Here is an 18,373-nt window from a genome sequence, read left to right on the forward strand (position 1 = left end):
TATTCCGGCGACTGGGTAGAGCCGACTGGGTAGAGTCGACTGTTAGTTGTGATCTCTCTGTACGTTGTTCATCCGGGACATCTTTGGAAAATGGTGGTTACCACACCTCTCCAGACCCCAAAGAGCCCGGATGAACCACCATAAAAATGCCCGTTTGACCGTCTATAGTCGAGCACTTCTTATTCGCCGCATCCTCCACGAGGGCCTGCGCCCAGAGGAAGCAGCCCAAGCATGCGGCGTAAGTGTGCGTACGGCCTACAAATGGCTGGCCCGATTCCGCCAGTTCGGGGCACCGGGGCTGGAAAACCGCAGCTCACGGCCTCACCAGACGCCGCATGCCACACCTGCTCCGGTAATCGAGCAAATCAAGGAGCACCGCCGTAAACGGCAGACCTACCTGACCATCTCCAAGGCGCTGGGGGTCGGCCACAGTACGATTTCAAGGCTGATGCGTGCCCACGGCCTCAATCGGCTGTGTCGGCTTGAACCGCCCAAGGAGGTCATCCGATACGAATACGATCAGCCCGGAGGGCTGCTGCACCTGGACATCAAGAAGCTGGGCAACTTCCAGCGGCCAGGGCACAGAACCGATGCCAAACGTCGGGGAAACGCCGCTGGCGGTGGCTGGGGCTACGTCCACGTGGCCATCGACGATCACTCCCGGGTCGCCTTCAGCAGCGTCCACCCCAACGAACAGGCCGAAACCGCCTGCCAGGCGCTGCTGGGCGCTCTGCAGTACTACGCCAGCCTGGGAATCACCTTCAAGCGGATCCTGACCGACAACGGTGCCTGCTATCGCTCCACCGCCTTTGCCAAGCTGCTCAAATCCCTTGGGATCAAGCACATCAGAACCAAGCCCTACACGCCGCGGACCAATGGCAAAGCCGAGCGCTTCATCCAAACCAGCCTGCGCGAATGGGCCTACGCCCGCGAATACGCCTCCTCGGACCAGCGCAATTCCGTGCTGACCCAATGGCTGCACCACTACAACTGGCACCGCCCTCACATGGGGATCGGTGGCCAGCCACCTATTTCCAGAGTCCTGCTGAACAACGTGGTGGGTTTACACAGTTAGTCGACTGCCTTTCGTACAGCCCCCGAAAACCCCGCGCTTCGCGCGATAGTCGACCAACGGTCGACTCTACCTCGCTGGCGTCTACGCCTCAGCGCGACTGCACGAAGCCGGCGTACAGCGCGAACAGCTGCTGGAAGTACCGCCGCGTCACTCGATTGCGCATGACACCCTCACCCGTGGAAAGTTGGTCGGGCCCAGGGTGGGAAGGCCGGTCCGGTCCCTTCCCACGGCCGGGCCGCGTGGGCGTATTGGGCCGCAACGGCGTTGCAGGGACATGACCGGGTTGCGTAGCGCGTGTGGCAGCGGTGGGATCGGCGTTGGGATCGGCATCGGGACCGGTAGAGTCGACTGTTAGTCGACTATCGCGCGATCGCGCGGGATTTTCGGCGTCCGAATCAAGAGCAGTCGACTAACAGTCGACTCTACCCGTTTCCGCTTTGCGGAAACAGAAACGCGCCCCGTGGGGCGCGTTTCTGCAGCTGTCGCTGAAAAGAAGGCTTACGCCTTCTTTTCCGCTTCCAGCTGCTTGCGGATCTGCGCATCCACCGCTGCAATCGCGGTCATGTTCAGGATCCTGCGCGAGGTCGCGCTGGTGGTCAGGATGTGCACCGGCTTGTTCACGCCCATCAGGATCGGGCCGATCGCCACGCCGTCGGTGAACACACGCACCAGGTTGTAGGCGATGTTGGCCGCTTCCAGGTTCGGCAGCACGAACAGGTTGGCGCGACCCTGCAGGGTCGAGCCCGGCAGCAGCTTCTGGCGCAGCGCTTCATCCCATGCGGTGTCGCCCTGCATTTCGCCGTCCACGTTCAGACGCGGGTTGCGCTTGAGCAGCAGCTCGCGCACCTGGCGCATCTTCAGCGCGTCCTTGGAATCGTGGCTGCCGAAGTTGGAGTGCGACAGCAGCGCCACCTTCGGCTCGATGCCGAACAGCTTCATGCGGTAGGCCGCCTGCAGGGTCGCTTCGCATAGCTGCTCGGCGGTCGGGTCTTCCTGCACGTGGGTATCGACGAAGAAGAACACGCCCTGCTGGTTGATCACGCCGGTCATCGCAGAGGTCGAGGTGACCTTCGGCTCCAGCGGCAGCACGCTGCGCACGTAGCCCAGCTTCTTGTGGAAGCGGCCGACGATGCCGGTCAGCATCGCATCGGCTTCGCCACGGGCCACCATCACCGCCGCGATCAGGGTCGGGCGCGAACGCATCAGGTTCTTCGCCGCGGCCACGGTCACGCCGCGACGGCCGGTCAGGCCGTGGTAGTACTGCCAGTATTCGTTGAAGCGCGGGTCGTCGTTGATGTTGGTGACTTCAACGTTCTCGCCGATCTTCAGGCGCAGGCCGAGGCGTTCGATGCGTGATTCGATCACTTCCGGTCGGCCGATCAGGATCGGGTGCGCCAGGCCGTCGTCGACCACGTTCTGCACCGCCTGCAGCACCACTTCCTCTTCGCCTTCGGCGTACACCACGCGCTGCTTGTCGCTGCGCGCGCGGTCGTAGACCGGCTTCATCATCAGGCTGGTGCGGTAGACGAACTGGGCCAGCTTGTCACGGTAGGCGCCCATGTCCTCGATCGGGCGCGAGGCCACGCCCGAGTCCATCGCGGCCTGGGCCACGGCGGCCGACAGTTCCACCAGCAGGCGGCGGTCGAACGGACGCGGGATCAGGTATTCACGGCCGAAGCTCGGCGTCTCGCCACCGTAGGCCGAGCCCATGTCGGTGGCGGCACGGCGGGCCAGCGCGGCGATCGCACGCACGCACGCGATCTTCATTTCCTCGTTGATCGCAGTGGCGCCCACGTCCAGCGCGCCACGGAACAGGTACGGGAAGCACAGCACGTTGTTGACCTGGTTCGGGTAATCCGAACGGCCAGTGCCGATGATCGCGTCCGGACGCGCGGCGCGCGCCACCTCCGGCATGATTTCCGGGGTCGGGTTGGCCAGGGCGAAGATCACCGGGTCCGGCGCCATGGTCTTGACCATGTCGGCGGTCAGGATGCCCGGCGCCGACAGGCCCAGGAAGATGTCCGCGCCGTCGACGATCTCGGCCAGGGTGCGCTTGCCGGTGTCGCGCGCATAGCGCTGCTTTTCCGGATCCAGGTCGGTACGACCGGTGTGGATCACGCCCTCGCGGTCGAAGGCCAGGATGTTTTCCGGCTTCAGGCCCAGCTGCACCAGCATGTTCACGCAGGAAATGCCGGCTGCGCCCATGCCCGTGGTCGCCAGCTTCACGTCCTCGATCTTCTTGCCGGTGATCGCCATGGCGTTGAGCACGGCCGCACCGACGATGATCGCCGTGCCGTGCTGGTCGTCATGGAACACCGGAATCTTCATGCGCTCGCGCAGCTTGCGCTCGACCACGAAGCACTCCGGCGCCTTGATGTCTTCCAGGTTGATGCCGCCGAAGGTCGGCTCCAGCGAGGCGATGATGTCGACCAGCTTGTCCGGGTCGGTTTCATCCACTTCGATGTCGAACACATCGATGCCGGCGAACTTCTGGAACAGCACGCCCTTGCCTTCCATCACCGGCTTGCCGGCCAGCGCGCCGATGTTGCCCAGGCCCAGCACCGCGGTGCCATTGGAGATCACCGCCACCAGGTTGCCGCGGGCGGTCAGCTCGCTGGCCTGCTGCGGGTCGGCCTTGATCGCTTCACAGGCGTACGCCACGCCCGGCGAATACGCCAGCGACAGGTCGCGCTGGGTCAGCATGGGCTTGGTAGCGGAAACCTTGATCTTTCCCGGCGGGGACATCCGGTGGTAATCGAGGGCGGCCTGTTTGAAATCTTCGTTGGACATCGATGTGGGTTACATGAATGGGCAGAAGGGACAGGGGATGATACCCCCGTTGGAGCGTCTGGACCTGTCGCTATCCTGTCGCAGGCATGCTGCGACTGCACAATTCCGTGCCGTATGCGACGGTACCGGGATGCCAGCATCGGCGCCCCCGATGACAGCCATGGGACGCCCTGAAACGCCGCGGGGCCGTACCACTGTCGTGATCGGCCCCGCGGTACCACACACCTGGGTCAGCCCTTGGCCGGCAGCGCCTCGGGCAGTGCGTCCACCGGCGGCGGCAGCTCGCTTTCGCGGCCATCCAGCGCCAGCTGCAGGCGGTTGCGGTCCAGCGCGCCTTCCCAGCGCGAAACCACCACGGTGGCCACCGCATTGCCGATGAAGTTGGTCAGCGAGCGGCATTCGCTCATGAAACGGTCCACGCCCAGGATCAGCGCCATGCCGGCCACCGGTACCTCCGGCACCACGGCAAGGGTGGCGGCCAGGGTGATGAAGCCGGCACCGGTGACGCCGGCCGCCCCCTTGGAGCTGAGCATGGCAACCAGCAGCAGGGCGATCTGGTGGCCCAGGGTCAGTTCGGTGTTGGTGGCCTGGGCAATGAACAGTGCCGCCAGGGTCATGTAGATGTTGGTGCCGTCCAGGTTGAACGAGTAGCCGGTCGGGACCACCAGGCCCACCACCGACTTGCTGCAACCGGCGCGTTCCATCTTCTCCATCAGCGACGGCAGCGCCGACTCCGACGAGGAAGTGCCCAGCACCAGCAGCAGCTCGGCCTTCAGGTAGCGCGCCAGCTTGAACACCGAGAAGCCGCACAGTCGGCAGACCACACCGAGGATCACCGCCACGAACAGGAACGCGGTGAGGTAGAACGAGCCCACCAGCCACGCCAGGTTGACCAGCGAACCGACGCCGTATTTGCCGATGGTGAAGGCGATCGCGCCGAAGGCACCGATCGGGGCGGCCTTCATCAGGATGTGCACCAGCTTGAACACCGGGGCGACCAGCGCCTCCAGGAAGTTCAGGATCGGCTTGCCCTTCTCGCCCACCGAGGCCAGCGCGATGCCGAACAGCACCGCGATGAACAGCACCTGCAGGATGTTGCCGTCGACGAAGGCGCTCACCAGCGTCTTCGGAATGATGTCCATCAGGAAACCGACCAGGGTCAGGTCGTGCGACTTCTCGACGTAGCTGTGCACCGCGGTCTGGTCCAGCTCGGCCGGGTTGATGTTCATGCCGGCGCCGGGCTGTACCACGTGCGCCACGATCATGCCCACGATCAGTGCCAGCGTGGAGAAGAACAGGAAGTACGCCATCGCCTTGGCGAACACCCGGCCCACCGTGCGCAGGTGGGTCATGCTGGCGATGCCGGTGACGATGGTCAGGAAGATCACCGGCGCGATGATCATCTTCACCAGGTTGATGAAGGCATCGCCGAGCGGCTTCATCTTCTCGCCGATCAGCGGTTCGTAGTGGCCGAGGATGGCGCCCAGGACGATCGCCACGATCACCTGGAAATACAGCTGGCGATAGATCGGCAACGGCTTTGCAGGCGCCGGGGCTGCGGTCGGGATGTGCATGGCGGACTCCGGAAGGGGCGTTTTCAGGCACGTACGGCCCCGGGACAGCACGGGAACCGTTACCGTGGAAACTGATCGCAGGCCCTGTGCTGCATGCGCAGGAGGTGCGACCAATGGACGCCTTTGTACGCGCCGGGCACGCCGGCGCAGATAACCTATTGGTACTAGCCCCCCGGTTCAGGTGGCGGCGATGCCTACACTGGCGCCGCACCGCCCGATCCTGGGGAGGCCGGTGGCCCGTGCTGAACGGCCGGGCGCGTCATTGCGAAAGTTTCGGCCCCTGCGGCCGTTGTTGTCCTGTCCACACGCAATCTGAGAGAGCCGCACCCAACATGCGCCCGATTCCCACCTTGCTGGCCCTGTCGCTGGCCGCGCTTCCCGCCTTCGCTTCGGCTGCCGATTTCGACAACTGGCCGACCAAGTACGCCTTCGGTGACGGCACCGAGTTGGCCGCTACCGCCAACATCGCCTACGACTACAACGATTTCTCCTCGGGCAGCGGCCTGGAGGACGACGACGCCGTGCGCCGCAAGGAGTTCGGTGCGACGCTGAAGAAGAAGGGCGTCTACGACGCGATGGTCTACTACGACTTCCAGTCCGATACCTGGCTGGACGTGTTCGTGCGCTTCGAGAGCAAGGCCTTCTTCGGTCGCGACATCGGTCGCTTCCGCTTCGGCTATATGAAGACCCCGGTCGGCCTGGATGCGAACACCTCTTCGCGCGCCGGCAGCTTCCTGGAAACCGCGCTGCCCGTGCAGGCCTTCTACGAAGGCCGCCGCACCGGCGTGGAATGGGTGCTGGAGCGTCCGCAGTACCTGCTGCAGGCCGGCGCCTATGGCGGCAAGGACCTGCAGGGTGACAACCCCGGCACCACCCAGGCAGTACGTGCGGTGTGGACCCCGGTGAAGGCGCCGGGTGACGTGATCCACCTGGGCCTGGCCTACTCGCAGGAAAATCCGCGCGGTTACAGCGATGGCCGTGACGTGCACCACGAGGCCAGCGCGCGCCTTCGCGCACGCCCGGAAGCCGGCCTGACCGACATCCGCTACGTCGATTCCGGCGCCCTGGTCACCGCCGACCAGATCCGCCGCACCGGCCTGGAAGGCATCTGGATCCGCGGCCCGTTCTCGCTGCAGGCCGAAGCCCTGCGCGCCACGGTCACCCGCCATGACGGCAAGCCCGACTACACCGGCAGCGGCCAGTACGCTATGGCCAGCTGGGTGCTGACCGGCGAGTCGCGCCCGTACAACGCAGGTGCCGTGGCCAACATCAAGCCGGCGCACGACTACGGCGCGGTGGAACTGGTGGCACGTTACAGCCGCATGGACCTGGACGATGGCAGCATCCTTGGTGGCCGCCAGCACGACCTGACCCTGGGCGCGAACTGGTACCTGACCAGCCACTTCAAGTTCCAGGCCAACTACGTGAAGGTCGACGCCAGCCGTCGTGGTGTGCACAGCACGCCGGAGATCTTCGAGCTGCGCGCGCAGATGCACTTCTGACCCCTTCCACGTCAGATCCCGGCGGGCGTGCACGTCACGCCCGCCGGCCCTGCGTAGACTGCCGCCATGTACTGGCTCAGCCGCCACCGGATGCTGTTGCTGACCATCCTGGTGATGGTCGGAGGCACCGTGCTTTGTGCGGTCGCCGCCGGCCACTACGCCTGGCGGCGCGCCCTCGGCGAGGAAAGCAGCCAGGTGCAACGCCAGCTGCAGCTGTACGGCCAGGGCCTGCAGCAGCGCATCGACCGCTTCGGCACGTTGCCGCAGGTACTGGCGCTGGATCCGGATCTGCTGCACGCCCTGCGTGTGCCGCCCTCGCCCACCGAACAGCAGCGGCTGAACCTCAAGCTGCAACGCGCCAATGAAGTCACCCGTGCCTCGACCCTGACCCTGGTCGGCCACGACGGGGTGGCAGTGGCGGCCAGCAACTGGGACCAGCCGACCAGCAACGTCGGCGAGAACTACAGCTACCGCCCCTACTACCGGCAGGCACTGGCGCAGGGCCGCGGCCGCTTCTACGGCATCGGCATGACCACCGGCGTACCCGGCTACTACCTGTCGCAGGCCATCGAGGAAGACGGCAAGCGGCTCGGCGTGGTGGTGATCAAGGTCGAGCTGTCGGCGCTGGAACAGGAATGGTTGAGCAGCCCGGACGTGGTGCTGGCCAGCGACGACCATGACGTGGTGTTCCTGGCCAACCGTGACAGCTGGCGCTACCGCCTGCTGCGCCCGCTGGGCGCCGATGAGCGCCGCGAAATGCTGGACGCCCGCCAATACGCCGACCGCGCGTTGCAGCCATTGCGCGCGCGTACTGAAGACGTGCTTGCCGATGGTGGCCGCATGGTGCGCCTGCTCGATCCCGCACTGCCGCAGCCGATGCTGTGGCAAAGCCTGCCGCTGCCCGCCGAAGGCTGGAACCTGCATCTGCTGCACGACGCCAGCGCCGCCACCGCCGCCGGTCGCGCGGCCGCCCTCACCGGCGGTGCCGCGTGGCTGGCGCTGGGCTTCCTGGTGCTGTTCGTGCAGCAGCGCCGACGCCTGGCCAAGCATCGCCTGCGCAGCCGCCGCGAACTGGAAACCCTGCTCAAGCAGCACGCACAGGAACTGCGCACCGCACAGGATGGCCTGCTGCAGGCGGCCACCGACGCCGACAGCGGACTCAGCCGCAGCCTCGAACACCTGCCGCAGGGCGTGGTGGTGATCGACCGCGAACTGCGCCTGGTCGCGTGGAACTCGCGCTACCTGGAACTGTTCCGTTTCCCACAGGACCTGGTTCGCGTCGGCCGGCCGATCGAGGAACTGTTCCGCTTCAACGCACGCCGTGGCCTGCTCGGTCCGGGCCCGGTCGATGAAGCAATCGAGCGCCGCCTGAACCACCTGCGCAGCGGCCGCCCGCACATGCGCGAGAGCGAGAAGGACGACGGCACGGTGCTGGAGATCCGTGGCAATCCGCTGCCTGACGGCGGCTTCGTCACCAGCTATGCCGACATCACCAGCTACAAGAACGCCGCGCGCGAACTGCGCTCGTTGGCCGATGCGCTGGAGCACCGCATCGCCGAGCGCACCCATGATCTGGAAGAAGCACGCCGCGAAGCCGAGCAGGCCAACCGCTACAAGACCCGTTTCGTTGCCTCGGCCGTGCACGACCTGCTGCAGCCCCTCAACGCGGCGCGCATGTTCGTCTCGGTGCTGCGCGGCAAGCTGAGTGACCCGGCGCAGCAACAGACCAGCGACCACATCGATGCTGCATTGGCCGCGCAGGATGCGATCCTCAACAGCCTGCTGGATATCGCGCGCCTGGAATCGGGCAGCCTGCCCACGCGCGTACAGGCGTTCCGGCTCGGGCCTTTGCTGCAGACGCTGGCACGCGAGTTCGGCATCGCCGCGCAGTCACGCGGGCTGGTGGTCGACTGGGTCGATACCGCTGCGGTGGTGGTCAGCGATGAAGCGCTGCTGCGCCGCATCCTGCAGAACTTCCTGTCCAACGCATTGCGCTACAGCGAACGTGGCCGCGTGCTGCTCGGCTGCCGTCGCCGCGAAGGCCTGCTGTGGATCGAAGTTCACGACCAAGGCCCCGGCATTCCCGATGCACTGCAGGGCGAGATCTTCGAGGAGTTCCGCCGCCTGCACGACGGCCAGCAGCGCGGCGCCGGCCTTGGCCTGGCAATCGTCGACCGCATCGGTCGGCTGCTCGGCCACCCGATCCGCCTGCGCTCGCAGCTGGGCCAGGGCAGCGTGTTCGCGGTGGGCGTGCCGTTCGGCGAAGCCAGCGCGATTCCCGCTACTGCTCCTGTGCCGGTGCTGGTGCAGGAACCGGCCGCGGACAATCCGCTGCGCGGTCGCCGGGTGTGGGTGATCGACGACGATCCGCACGTCTGCGCCGCCAGCCGCGCGCTGCTGGAGCGCTGGGGCTGCGAGGTGGCGCTGGCCGACGGCCCGCAGGCGGCGCTGCAGCTGGCGGCAACAGGCGCGGTGCCGGAGCTGGTGCTGCTGGATGTGCGCATGGGCGATCACCACGGGCCGGTGCTGTACGAGACGCTGACCGAGTTGTGGCAGGCCCGTCCGCCGGTGGTGCTGGTCACCGCCGAGCGCGATGCGGGATTGCGTGAGATGGCCGCCGAGCGCGGCTGGGGAATGATGGCCAAGCCGGTGAAGCCGCCGGCGCTGCGGGCGTTGATGAGCCAGTTGTTGATCCGCCATCGCGGGTAGTTTCCAGCCAACGGCGCAGCCCCTCGTGGGTGGTCGCACAAAGCAGTTCATCGGTGGGGCCGGGCAGATGGGCTGCACAGGGGCCGCTGCAAGTACGTCCCTGTAAGCTCGGTCGCCGCATCCATGCGGCTCACGCCCCTGTGCAGCCCATCTGCCCGGCCACGGACACGTTCCGTGCGCGTCCACCCTCGGAGAAGAAAAAAGATCAAAAGCGGGTCGCGCGCTGCGCTTGCTCGTGTAGAGCCGAGCCCATGCTCTTGCTTTCCGGCCGGTCCGCGAAGCCGAGCGTGGGCGCGGCTCTACAAAAGGCGGCCTGACAGCCTGCTTTGCTTTTGATCTTTTTTCTTCTCCGTGGGTGGCAGGCCACCGAAATCTGTCAGAGGCCGGTCGGGTTGGGTGCGCGGGGGTGTCAGCCGCATGGATGCGGCTGCCAAGCCTCCAGGGACGGATTCACGGCGTCCCCCGCGCACCCAACCCGACCGGCCCGCTCGCAGCTTCTGCTTTCAGCGACCAACCCAAACCCACCCACGAGGGGCTGCGCTGTTGGCTGGAAACTACAACCCGATGCCGGCGTCGCCCTCGGGCTCCAGCGCCTTCACCAGCACCGCTGCCTGCGTGCGGCTATGGCATTCGAGCTTCTTCAGGATCGCAGTGACATGTACCTTCACCGTGTTCTCGGCCAACCCCAGCGTGTAGGCGATCTGCTTGTTGAGCAGGCCATCGGCCAGGCACAGCAGTACCCGGAACTGCTGCGGGGTCAGCTGGGCCAAGCGGCTGGCCAGCAGTGCGTCGGCCTCGGAGCGTTCGGCGGCCATCGCCGGGAACCACAGGCCACCATCGAGCACCGCCTGCACCGCCTCGCCGATGGTCTCGGCCGGGGCGGACTTCGGGATGAAGCCAGCGGCGCCAAACTGCTGAGCACGACGGATCACCCGCGGATGGTCGTTGGACGAGAGGATCACCACCGGAATGTCCGGATGCGAGCCGCGCACGTGCAGCAGCGCGGAAAAACCGTGCGCGCCGGGCATGGTCAGGTCCAGCAGCACCAGGTCCACATTCGGGTGGGCATCCAGCGCTTCGGCCAATGCCTCGGCGCTGGCGACCTCGCGCACCTGCGCCAGCGGCAGGCTCTGCCGCAATGACTGCACCACCGCCGAACGCAGCAGCGGGTGGTCATCGGCGATCAGGATGGTGTATTCGCTCATGCCGCCATTGTACGGGCAGGCCGGAGCCTCAGCGCCCTGCCGGCTCCACGCTGCTGCGCCAGGCATCCAGGAACTGGCGGCGCTTGAGCGCGTCCAGGTACACCAGCAGGCCTGGGCCGAGCTGGATCGGACGGCGGCTGCGGCCGGGCGCATCGTCGCCACGTGCGTTGCCGGTCACGATCGGCATCAGCCGTGCCTCGCGCGACAGCACCTGCTGGCCACGCGGTGACAACAGGTAGTCGAGGAAGCGCCGGGCTTCTTCCGGGTGTGGGCCGGTACGTGGAATCACCGCGGTACGCAGCACCACCAGCGTGTAGTCCTCGGGCTCCACGATCGCCAGCGGCGCACCCGCGTCGATGCGCGCCTGCGCGTAGGAGCCGAGCACGTTGTAGACCAGCGACAGCTGTCCGCTGGCGACCTTGTCCAGCAGCACGCCGGTGCGCTCCTCGCGCACCACGTCGTTGTCGCCCAGCGCGCCCAGCAACGCGCCGGCGATGCTGCCACGCTGCGCATCCTGGGTAGACAACAGGTAGCCGACACTGCTGCGCTCGATGTCATAGGTACCGACCCTGCCGCGCAGCGGTGCCCCCTCCGCGCGCAACCGGTCCAGCAGTTGCCGACGCGTGTGCGGCACCTTCGCAGCCGGCAGTGCGCGGGTGTTGTAGACCATCACCACCGGCTCGTAGCTGATGCCGAAGGCCTCGTTGCGCCACTGCGCCCAGGCCGGTAGCGCAGCGGTCTGCGCCGAACGATGCGGCAGCGCGTGGCCGTCGTTGACCAGCTTGGTCTGCAGGTCCATGCCGCTGGAGATCAGCAGGTCCGGCGATGCCGGTCCGCCGCGGTCGTGCAGGTACCGCGCGTACAGGTCCTGGGTGATGATGTCCTCGTACACCACCTCAGTGCCGGGGTGCAGCCGCTGGTAGTCGGCAATCACTACCGCGAACACTTCGATGTCGGTGGTGCCGTGGATGCGCAGCTGCGCAGTGGCCTTTGCCTGGGCCGGGAAGCGGCGCACGTCGCCCGGTGCTGCAAGCACCGGCAGGGCCAGCAGCAAGGCAACGGCAGCAGCGAACAGGCGGATCATGGACTGCTCCGGGGCAGGCGGATGGTGGCGACCAGCCCGCCCTGCGGACGGTTGCTGAGGTCGATGCGACCGCCATGGCTGTCGACCACGCGCTTGACGATGGCCAGGCCAAGCCCGGCGCCGCCGGACGGCGCGCCTTCGCCACGGGCGAAGCGCTCGAACACGCGTTCGGCATCGGCGGCGGCAATGCCGGCACCGTGGTCGGCGATGGTCAGCACGGCCTGCCCGCCTTCCACGGTCAACGCGATCTGCAACGGGCCGTCACCGCCGTACTTGAGGGCGTTGTCGACCAGGTTCTTGATCGCCTCGCGCAGCAGCAGCGCATCACCGTGCACCTGCACGGGTTCGGCGGTCATCGCCAGTTGTACGCGCGGTGCCGGCCCTGCCTGCGGCAGTGCCTCATGCAGGGCCTGGTGCACGGCCTCGGCCAGGTCCACCGCTGCAAAGCGCTGCAGATGCGAGCGATGGATCACGCTGGCATCGCTGAGCAGCTGGTTCAGCAACCGGCTCATGTGGGTGGCATTGCGTTCGATCGCCTGCAGGCTGCGCCGCATGTCCTCGGGGTCGTCGTCATCCAGCGCCAGCTGTGCCTGCGCGCGCAGGGCAGCCAACGGCGTACGCATCTGGTGCGCGGCCTCGGCCATGAACGCGCGCAAGGTCTCGTTGCTGCTGGACAGTCGTTCCATGAAGCGGTTCAACGCTGCCACCATCTGGTCCATCTCGCGCGGCACGCGCGCATCCAGCGGTTTCAGATCGGACGGCTCGCGGCGCGACAGCTCGCGTTCCACCCGCACCAATGGCCGGAACGCGCGATGCACGCCAAAGGCCACCAGCGCCAGCAGCAGCCCGGACAGCACACCGATCGCCAGCAATGCACGGTTGACCATGTCCTGCGCAACCGCTTCACGTGCACGCCGGGTCTGGCCGACCTGCACCTGCACCTCGCCCTGCGCCGACGCGGCGGCGAAACTGCGGCCGACGACCACGAAGCGCACGGTCTCGCCGCTGTACGCCGCATCAAACAGCTGCGGTTGCGGGCCTGGCCGGCGCGGTGGCGCCGGCAGGTCGCCGTAGCCGGTGATCAGGTTGCCGCGACTGTCGGCGACCCGATAGAACACACGGTCTTCCGGAGCCATCGCCAGCAGGTCCAGCGCGGCATAGGGAAGATCGACCTGCCATTGGCCATCGACCAGGGCCACCGAATCGGCAATGGACAACGCCGAGGACACCAGCAGGTGATCGTAGGAACGGTTGGCGGCGCGCTGGCCATAGCCGCGCGCGGCAAACAGCAGGGCCACCGCGAACACCGCCAGCAACGCGCCGAGATAGAGCAGCAGCGTGCGCCGCAGCGAGCCCGGTGCGGCATTCGCGGTACGCGCGTCAGCCATCGGCGTCGGCGCTGCCGTCACTGGCTTCCAGCAGGTAGCCAACGCCGCGCACCGTGGTGATGCGCAGCGGTGCGCCTGCCAGCTTCTTTCTCAGGCGACCCACATACAGTTCGATGGCATTCGGACCGGCTTCGTCGTCGAAGCCGAACAGGCCGTTGCCGATTTCGTCCTTGCCGACCACCTGGCCGAGGCGGCCGACCAGGATCTCCAGCAGCCGGTATTCGCGGTTGGGCAGCTCGATCGGTTCGCCGTCGAGGCTGACCCGGTGCGCGGCGTTATCGAACTGGAAGCCGCCGATCTGCACCACTTCGCTGGCCTGCCCACGCGCACGCCGCAGCAGCACGCGGCAGCGTGCTTCGAACTCGCGGAAATCGAATGGTTTGCCCAGGTAGTCATCGGCGCCGACATCCAGCGCCTGCACGCGGTCTTCGATGCTATCGCGCGCGGTCAGCATCAGCACCGGCGTGCTGTCGCCGCGCTCGCGCATGCCGGCCAGCACGCGCAGGCCATCGAGCTTGGGCAGGCCGATATCCAGCACCACCAGGTCGAAGCTCTGGTAGCGCAGCACGCTGGCCGCCGCCAGGCCATCGGCCTGCCAGTCCACGGCATGCCCACTGCGGCGCATGCGGCGGATGATCGCATCGGCCAGATCCGGGTTGTCTTCGACCAGCAGCAGGCGCATGGGCACGGGGGTGGGAAGGGAAACGAATGCTACCGCATGCCGCTGCCGCGCTCGCCGCGCCCCGCCCGGAGGCGGCAGCGGGCCGCTTTACGCTGCACCGCACAATCCGTTGACAGGACGATGACAGCTTGCCCGACCCAGACTGCGGCCGCGCACCGTCCGGTGCCCACGATTGCCGCGCGCCTGGCGCGCACCTGGGAGGGTTTGTGGAATTCATGTTTGCCTGGCGGCGCCCTGCCGCCATGGTGGCGCTGGCTGCCCTGTCGGCGCCGGCCATTGCCGCCGAAGACGACCGTCCGGTCACCGCCACCCTGGGTGGTCGCCTGCACCTGGACTTCGCCACCTTCGACAACGACAACCGGGGCACCCCGAACAAGGACGACACCGAAATCCGCCGTGCGTGGGTTGACGTGTCCGGCAAGTTCTTCGTGGTCGACTACAAGCTGGAAGCCGATTTCTCCGGCGACCGCGTCGAGGCCAAGGACGTGTACCTGGCACGCAGCTTCGGCAAGGCCGGCAAGCTGACCGTGGGCCAGTTCAAGCAGTACTTCTCGCTGGATGACCGCACCAGCTCCAACTACGGCAGCTTCCTGGAACGTGGCAACGCCGGCACCACGCTGGCGCCGCTGTACCGCCTGGGTGCGTCCTGGCAGGCCAACCCCGGTGACTTCACCTGGGCGGCCAGCCTCTACAGCCTGGAGAGCATCGACGCCTGGCAGGTGAAGGGTCGCGCCGCCGGTGGCCGCGTCACCTGGGCGCCCTCGCCCAGCGATGGCGACGTGCTGCACCTGGGCCTGTCGCTGGCCCGCGAGGCCTACGACAACCCCGGCGCCAACGGCGTGCCCGGCCTGCGCATCCGCCCGCGCCCGGCCGGCCATCTGTCCGACAACAGCCGCCTGACCCTGGTCGACTTCTCCGCCGGCCGCGATACCGACGTCAACAAGTGGTCGCTGGAATACGCGCAGGTGCGCGGCCCGCTGTCGTGGCAGGGCGAGTTCAGTGGCGCCACCTTCGACGACGGCGCGCAGCGCGGCGATGTAATGGCGGCCTACGGCATGCTCAGCTGGTTCGTCACCGGCGAAAGCCGTGCCTACGACCGCAAGACCGGTCGATTCGCGCGGGTGAAGGACATCCGGCACAAGGCCGGCGCCTTCGAAGTGGCGCTGCGCTACGACCAGATGTGGGGCGCGCAGCATCTCGACGGTGCGCCGGACCTGCGTCGCGGCAGCACCGAAGCCTGGACGCTGGGTGGCAACTGGTACCTGCGCGACAACCTGCGCTTCATGCTCAACGTGATCGAAAGCCGCAACCGTGATCGCCTGGCCGGGGTGACGGTGGACCGCACGCGCGCGGTCACCGGCCGCCTGCAGTACGACTTCTAGGCCCGACATTCCGGGCATTCCGCCCGGGCCCCTTCCACTCCCCACGTCCTGTTTTCGCAAGGAGTCCGCAGATGATGCTGAGCATCCTCGGCTTTGGCATGGTCATTACGTTCATGTACTTGATCATGAGCAAACGCCTGTCGCCGCTCGTCGCCCTGATCACCATCCCCATCCTGTTCGCGCTGATCGGTGGCTTCGGTGCCGGCATCGACGAGATGATGCTGGAGGGCATCAAGAAGATCGCGCCGACCGGCGTGATGCTGATGTTCGCCATCCTCTACTTCGGGGTGATGATCGACGCCGGCCTGTTCGATCCGCTGGTGCGGGTGATCCTGCGTTTCGTCAAGGGCGACCCGATGAAGATCGTGCTTGGCACTGCAGTGCTGGCGATGCTGATCTCGCTCGATGGCGATGGCTCGACCACCTACATGATCACCGTCTCGGCGATGCTTCCGCTGTACCAGCGGCTGGGCATGAACGCGCTGAACATGACGTGCGTGACCATCCTCGCCGGCGGCGTGATGAACCTGACCCCGTGGGGCGGCCCGACCGCACGCGCGGCCACCGCGCTGCACGTGGACCCGGCCGACGTGTTCGTGCCGCTGATCCCGTCGATGGTGATCGCCTGTGCCGGCGTGCTGCTGCTGGCCTGGTACCTGGGCCTGAAGGAACGCCGACGCCTCGGCGTGGTGACCCTGCCCAAGGGCGGCAGCTGGATGGACAACAGCGTGTCCGATGACAGCAACCCGCTGCCGACCGTGGAAGACGCCGAAGACATCAAGCGCCCGAAGCTGCTGTGGGTGAACCTGGCGCTGACCGTGGCACTGATGACCGCGCTGATCATCGGCGTGCTGCCGATGCCGGTGCTGTTCATGGTCGGCTTCGCCATCGCCCTGGTGATCAACTACCCGAACCTGGCCGAGCAGCGCCGCCGCGTGGTCAACCATGCCGGCAATGTGCTGTCGGTGGTGTCGCTGATCTTCGCCGCAGGCATCTTCACCGGCATCCTCAACAACACCGGCATGGTCGAAGCGATGTCGCACAGCTTCCTGGCGGTGATTCCGGAATCGTGGGGCCCGTACCTGGCGGTGATCACCGCGGTGGCGTCGATGCCGTTCACCTTCTTCATGTCCAACGACGCGTTCTACTTCGGCGTGCTGCCGATCCTGTCCGAGGCCGCTGGCAACTACGGCATCACCCCGGTGGAAATGGCGCGCGCCTCGCTGGCCGGCCAGCCGGTGCACCTGCTCAGCCCGCTGGTGCCGTCCACCTACCTGCTGGTGGGCCTGGCCAAGGTCGAATTCGCCGACCACCAGAAGTTCACCCTGAAGTGGGCCATCGCCATCTCGATGCTGCTGATGATCGGCAGCCTGCTGTTCGGCCTGTATCCCCTCGCCGCCTGACCCTTTGCCAAGGAGCCTTCTGCAATGACGCTTCGAATCGCTTACGTCACCAGTGGAATGGGCAGTGTCGGCACTGCCATCTGCCAGAGCCTGGCCCGCAGCGGCCACACCGTGGTTGCCGGCTGCGCGCCGAACTCGCCGCGCAAGGCCAACTGGCTGCGCGAGCAGCGCGAACAGGGCTTCGACTTCATCGCCTCCGAAGGCAACGCGACGGACTGGGCCTCGACCAGCGCCGCGTTCGCCAAGGTGCGCGCCGAAGTCGGTGAAGTGGACGTGCTGGTCAACAACTCCGGCGGCAGCCGCGACCTGCTGTTCCGGCAGATGGCGGTGGAGGACTGGAACGCGGTGATCGCGTCCAACCTCAACGCGCTGTTCAACCTGACCAAGCAGGTGGTGGACGGCATGGCCACGCGGGGCTGGGGCCGCATCATCAACATCGGTTCGGTCAGTGCCCACAAGGGACAGATCGGACAGGTGAACTACGCCACCGCCAAGGCCGCGATGCATGGCTTCAGCCGTGCGCTGGCTGCCGAAGTTGCGTCGCGCGGGGTCACCGTCAACACGCTGTCGCCGGGCTACATCGCCAGCCAGGCGATCAGCAGCTTCCCGCCGGATGTGCTGGACCGGCTGGCCGCCTCGGTACCAGTGCGCCGCCTGGGCCGCCCCGAGGAAGTGGCCGGCCTGTGCGCGTGGCTGGCGTCGGATGAAGCCTCGTATGTGACCGGTGCCGACTATCCGGTCAACGGTGGCCTGTACATGGGTTGAGCCCGTCTCCACGCAACGCGTGGACCGCCTCCCCCACGGAGTGCGCGGGGCCGGTGAACCTTCGCTTGCTAGGGGGATCCGGCCCCTTTTTTGTTTCTGCATTTTCGGGACGTATTGCCCGATACATCGGCAGAACCGGTGCTATACCTGCCAACGCTCGCTGAGCCCGATGGATGAACGGCCGGAATCGCGGATCAAGGAGGTTGGCATGCGTGCATTGCTGATTGCGCTTCTTGTGGTCGCCACCCCGCCACTGGCGGCCACGCCACCTGCTGCCACTGCGGATGAGGCGGATGCAACATGGCGGCTCGTGGAACGCTGGTCCCTGCAGCTGGCACGCTCTGACCTTGTCGCGCAGCTATCGCCACTGGCTCCGGCCGGCTCGCGTTCGGAAGCAAGAAGGGGCCGGGGCGACAGCGCCACCATCGATCTGGGGCCATTCGTGGTCGCCGGGAGGATCAAGGGGCCTTCTGGCCAGATCCACACCGATGCGTCGGGGCGAATCATCAAAGGCATTACGCTGTCGCTGGGCGGCGCCTGCATCTCGCGAAAGCAGATGGGTCGTCGCTACCCCGACTTCAATGTCCTTTCCGTCCCGTCAGGACATAGCCTGGACGAGTCGACGGTGTTCGGCACGGTAGAGAACGGCATCCAGATCGGGTTCTCATTCTCCGAACATGACCGTGACTGCATGAACCAGCTCAAGTTGAGCTGGCCAGGGGAGCGCTTCTGATTCCCACCGGCCTACCACCATGACGAACATGTTGCAGGACGCGCACCACTGCCCTGCACCCTTCGTTGGTTTTTCGTAAAG

The 18,373-nt window shown here is 66.6% G+C and carries 13 protein-coding genes; 7 read left to right on the forward strand and 6 right to left on the reverse strand.

Annotated features, from left to right (window positions below; all coding sequences use genetic code 11):
- Positions 1 to 130 precede the first annotated feature (130 nt).
- Positions 131 to 1,075 (forward strand): IS481-like element ISStma1 family transposase, encoded by a 945-nt coding sequence (locus CKW06_RS19570; protein ID WP_038646404.1) that lies wholly within the window; start codon positions 131 to 133, stop codon positions 1,073 to 1,075.
- Positions 1,076 to 1,573: 498 nt separating this feature from the next.
- Here the strand turns inward: CKW06_RS19570 and CKW06_RS19575 are convergent, their stop codons facing one another.
- Both CKW06_RS19575 and CKW06_RS19580 read right to left on the reverse strand, forming a co-directional pair.
- Entirely contained in the window at positions 1,574 to 3,865 is a 2,292-nt protein-coding gene (locus tag CKW06_RS19575; protein ID WP_024958489.1) for an NADP-dependent malic enzyme, read from the reverse strand.
- A 230-nt stretch (positions 3,866 to 4,095) separates the two neighbouring features.
- Entirely contained in the window at positions 4,096 to 5,439 is a 1,344-nt protein-coding gene (locus CKW06_RS19580) for a dicarboxylate/amino acid:cation symporter (protein WP_005410972.1), read from the reverse strand.
- A 332-nt stretch (positions 5,440 to 5,771) separates the two neighbouring features.
- Here CKW06_RS19580 and CKW06_RS19585 point away from each other — a divergent pair, with 332 nt between their 5' ends.
- Both CKW06_RS19585 and CKW06_RS19590 read left to right on the forward strand, forming a co-directional pair.
- Positions 5,772 to 6,941, forward strand: a complete 1,170-nt coding sequence (locus CKW06_RS19585) for an OprO/OprP family phosphate-selective porin (RefSeq protein WP_005414426.1) — start codon at positions 5,772 to 5,774, stop codon at positions 6,939 to 6,941.
- 66 nt (positions 6,942 to 7,007) lie between these two features.
- Entirely contained in the window at positions 7,008 to 9,650 is a 2,643-nt protein-coding gene (locus tag CKW06_RS19590) for a hybrid sensor histidine kinase/response regulator (protein WP_024958490.1), read from the forward strand.
- A 554-nt stretch (positions 9,651 to 10,204) separates the two neighbouring features.
- On the opposite strand, the gene CKW06_RS19595 is transcribed toward CKW06_RS19590, so the two are convergent.
- Genes CKW06_RS19595 through CKW06_RS19610 form a run of 4 tightly spaced genes read right to left on the reverse strand, consistent with a single transcriptional unit; the run spans position 10,205 to position 14,009 of the window.
- Positions 10,205 to 10,855: a response regulator gene (locus CKW06_RS19595; RefSeq protein ID WP_024958491.1), complete on the reverse strand. Its 651-nt coding sequence runs from the start codon at positions 10,853 to 10,855 to the stop codon at positions 10,205 to 10,207.
- Positions 10,856 to 10,883: 28 nt separating this feature from the next.
- Entirely contained in the window at positions 10,884 to 11,939 is a 1,056-nt protein-coding gene (locus CKW06_RS19600; protein WP_005414429.1) for an ABC transporter substrate-binding protein, read from the reverse strand.
- Complete coding sequence (locus tag CKW06_RS19605) at positions 11,936 to 13,327, reverse strand: sensor histidine kinase (RefSeq protein WP_024958492.1); 1,392 nt, start codon at positions 13,325 to 13,327, stop codon at positions 11,936 to 11,938. The genes CKW06_RS19600 and CKW06_RS19605 overlap by 4 nt, the downstream gene beginning before the upstream one ends.
- Positions 13,320 to 14,009, reverse strand: coding sequence for a response regulator transcription factor (locus tag CKW06_RS19610; RefSeq protein ID WP_024958493.1), 690 nt, complete (start codon positions 14,007 to 14,009; stop codon positions 13,320 to 13,322). The genes CKW06_RS19605 and CKW06_RS19610 overlap by 8 nt, the downstream gene beginning before the upstream one ends.
- Positions 14,010 to 14,251: 242 nt before the next feature.
- On the opposite strand from CKW06_RS19610, the gene CKW06_RS19615 reads away from it, so the two are divergent.
- The 4 genes from CKW06_RS19615 to CKW06_RS19630 all read left to right on the forward strand — a co-directional run bounded on the left by CKW06_RS19615 (position 14,252) and on the right by CKW06_RS19630 (position 18,292).
- The gene (locus CKW06_RS19615) at positions 14,252 to 15,391 is read left to right on the forward strand and encodes an OprO/OprP family phosphate-selective porin (RefSeq protein WP_024958494.1); all 1,140 of its coding nucleotides are present in this window, start codon (positions 14,252 to 14,254) and stop codon (positions 15,389 to 15,391) included.
- A 74-nt stretch (positions 15,392 to 15,465) separates the two neighbouring features.
- The gene (locus CKW06_RS19620) at positions 15,466 to 16,794 is read left to right on the forward strand and encodes a CitMHS family transporter (RefSeq protein ID WP_005419191.1); all 1,329 of its coding nucleotides are present in this window, start codon (positions 15,466 to 15,468) and stop codon (positions 16,792 to 16,794) included.
- A 24-nt stretch (positions 16,795 to 16,818) separates the two neighbouring features.
- On the forward strand, positions 16,819 to 17,559 hold the full coding sequence (gene phbB / locus CKW06_RS19625) for an acetoacetyl-CoA reductase (RefSeq protein ID WP_024958495.1): 741 nt from the start codon (positions 16,819 to 16,821) through the stop codon (positions 17,557 to 17,559).
- Positions 17,560 to 17,767: 208 nt separating this feature from the next.
- Positions 17,768 to 18,292: a hypothetical protein gene (locus tag CKW06_RS19630; protein ID WP_024958496.1), complete on the forward strand. Its 525-nt coding sequence runs from the start codon at positions 17,768 to 17,770 to the stop codon at positions 18,290 to 18,292.
- Positions 18,293 to 18,373: the final 81 nt, after the last annotated feature.

This window comes from Stenotrophomonas maltophilia, from assembly GCF_900186865.1.
Classification (GTDB): Bacteria; Pseudomonadota; Gammaproteobacteria; order Xanthomonadales; family Xanthomonadaceae; genus Stenotrophomonas; species Stenotrophomonas maltophilia.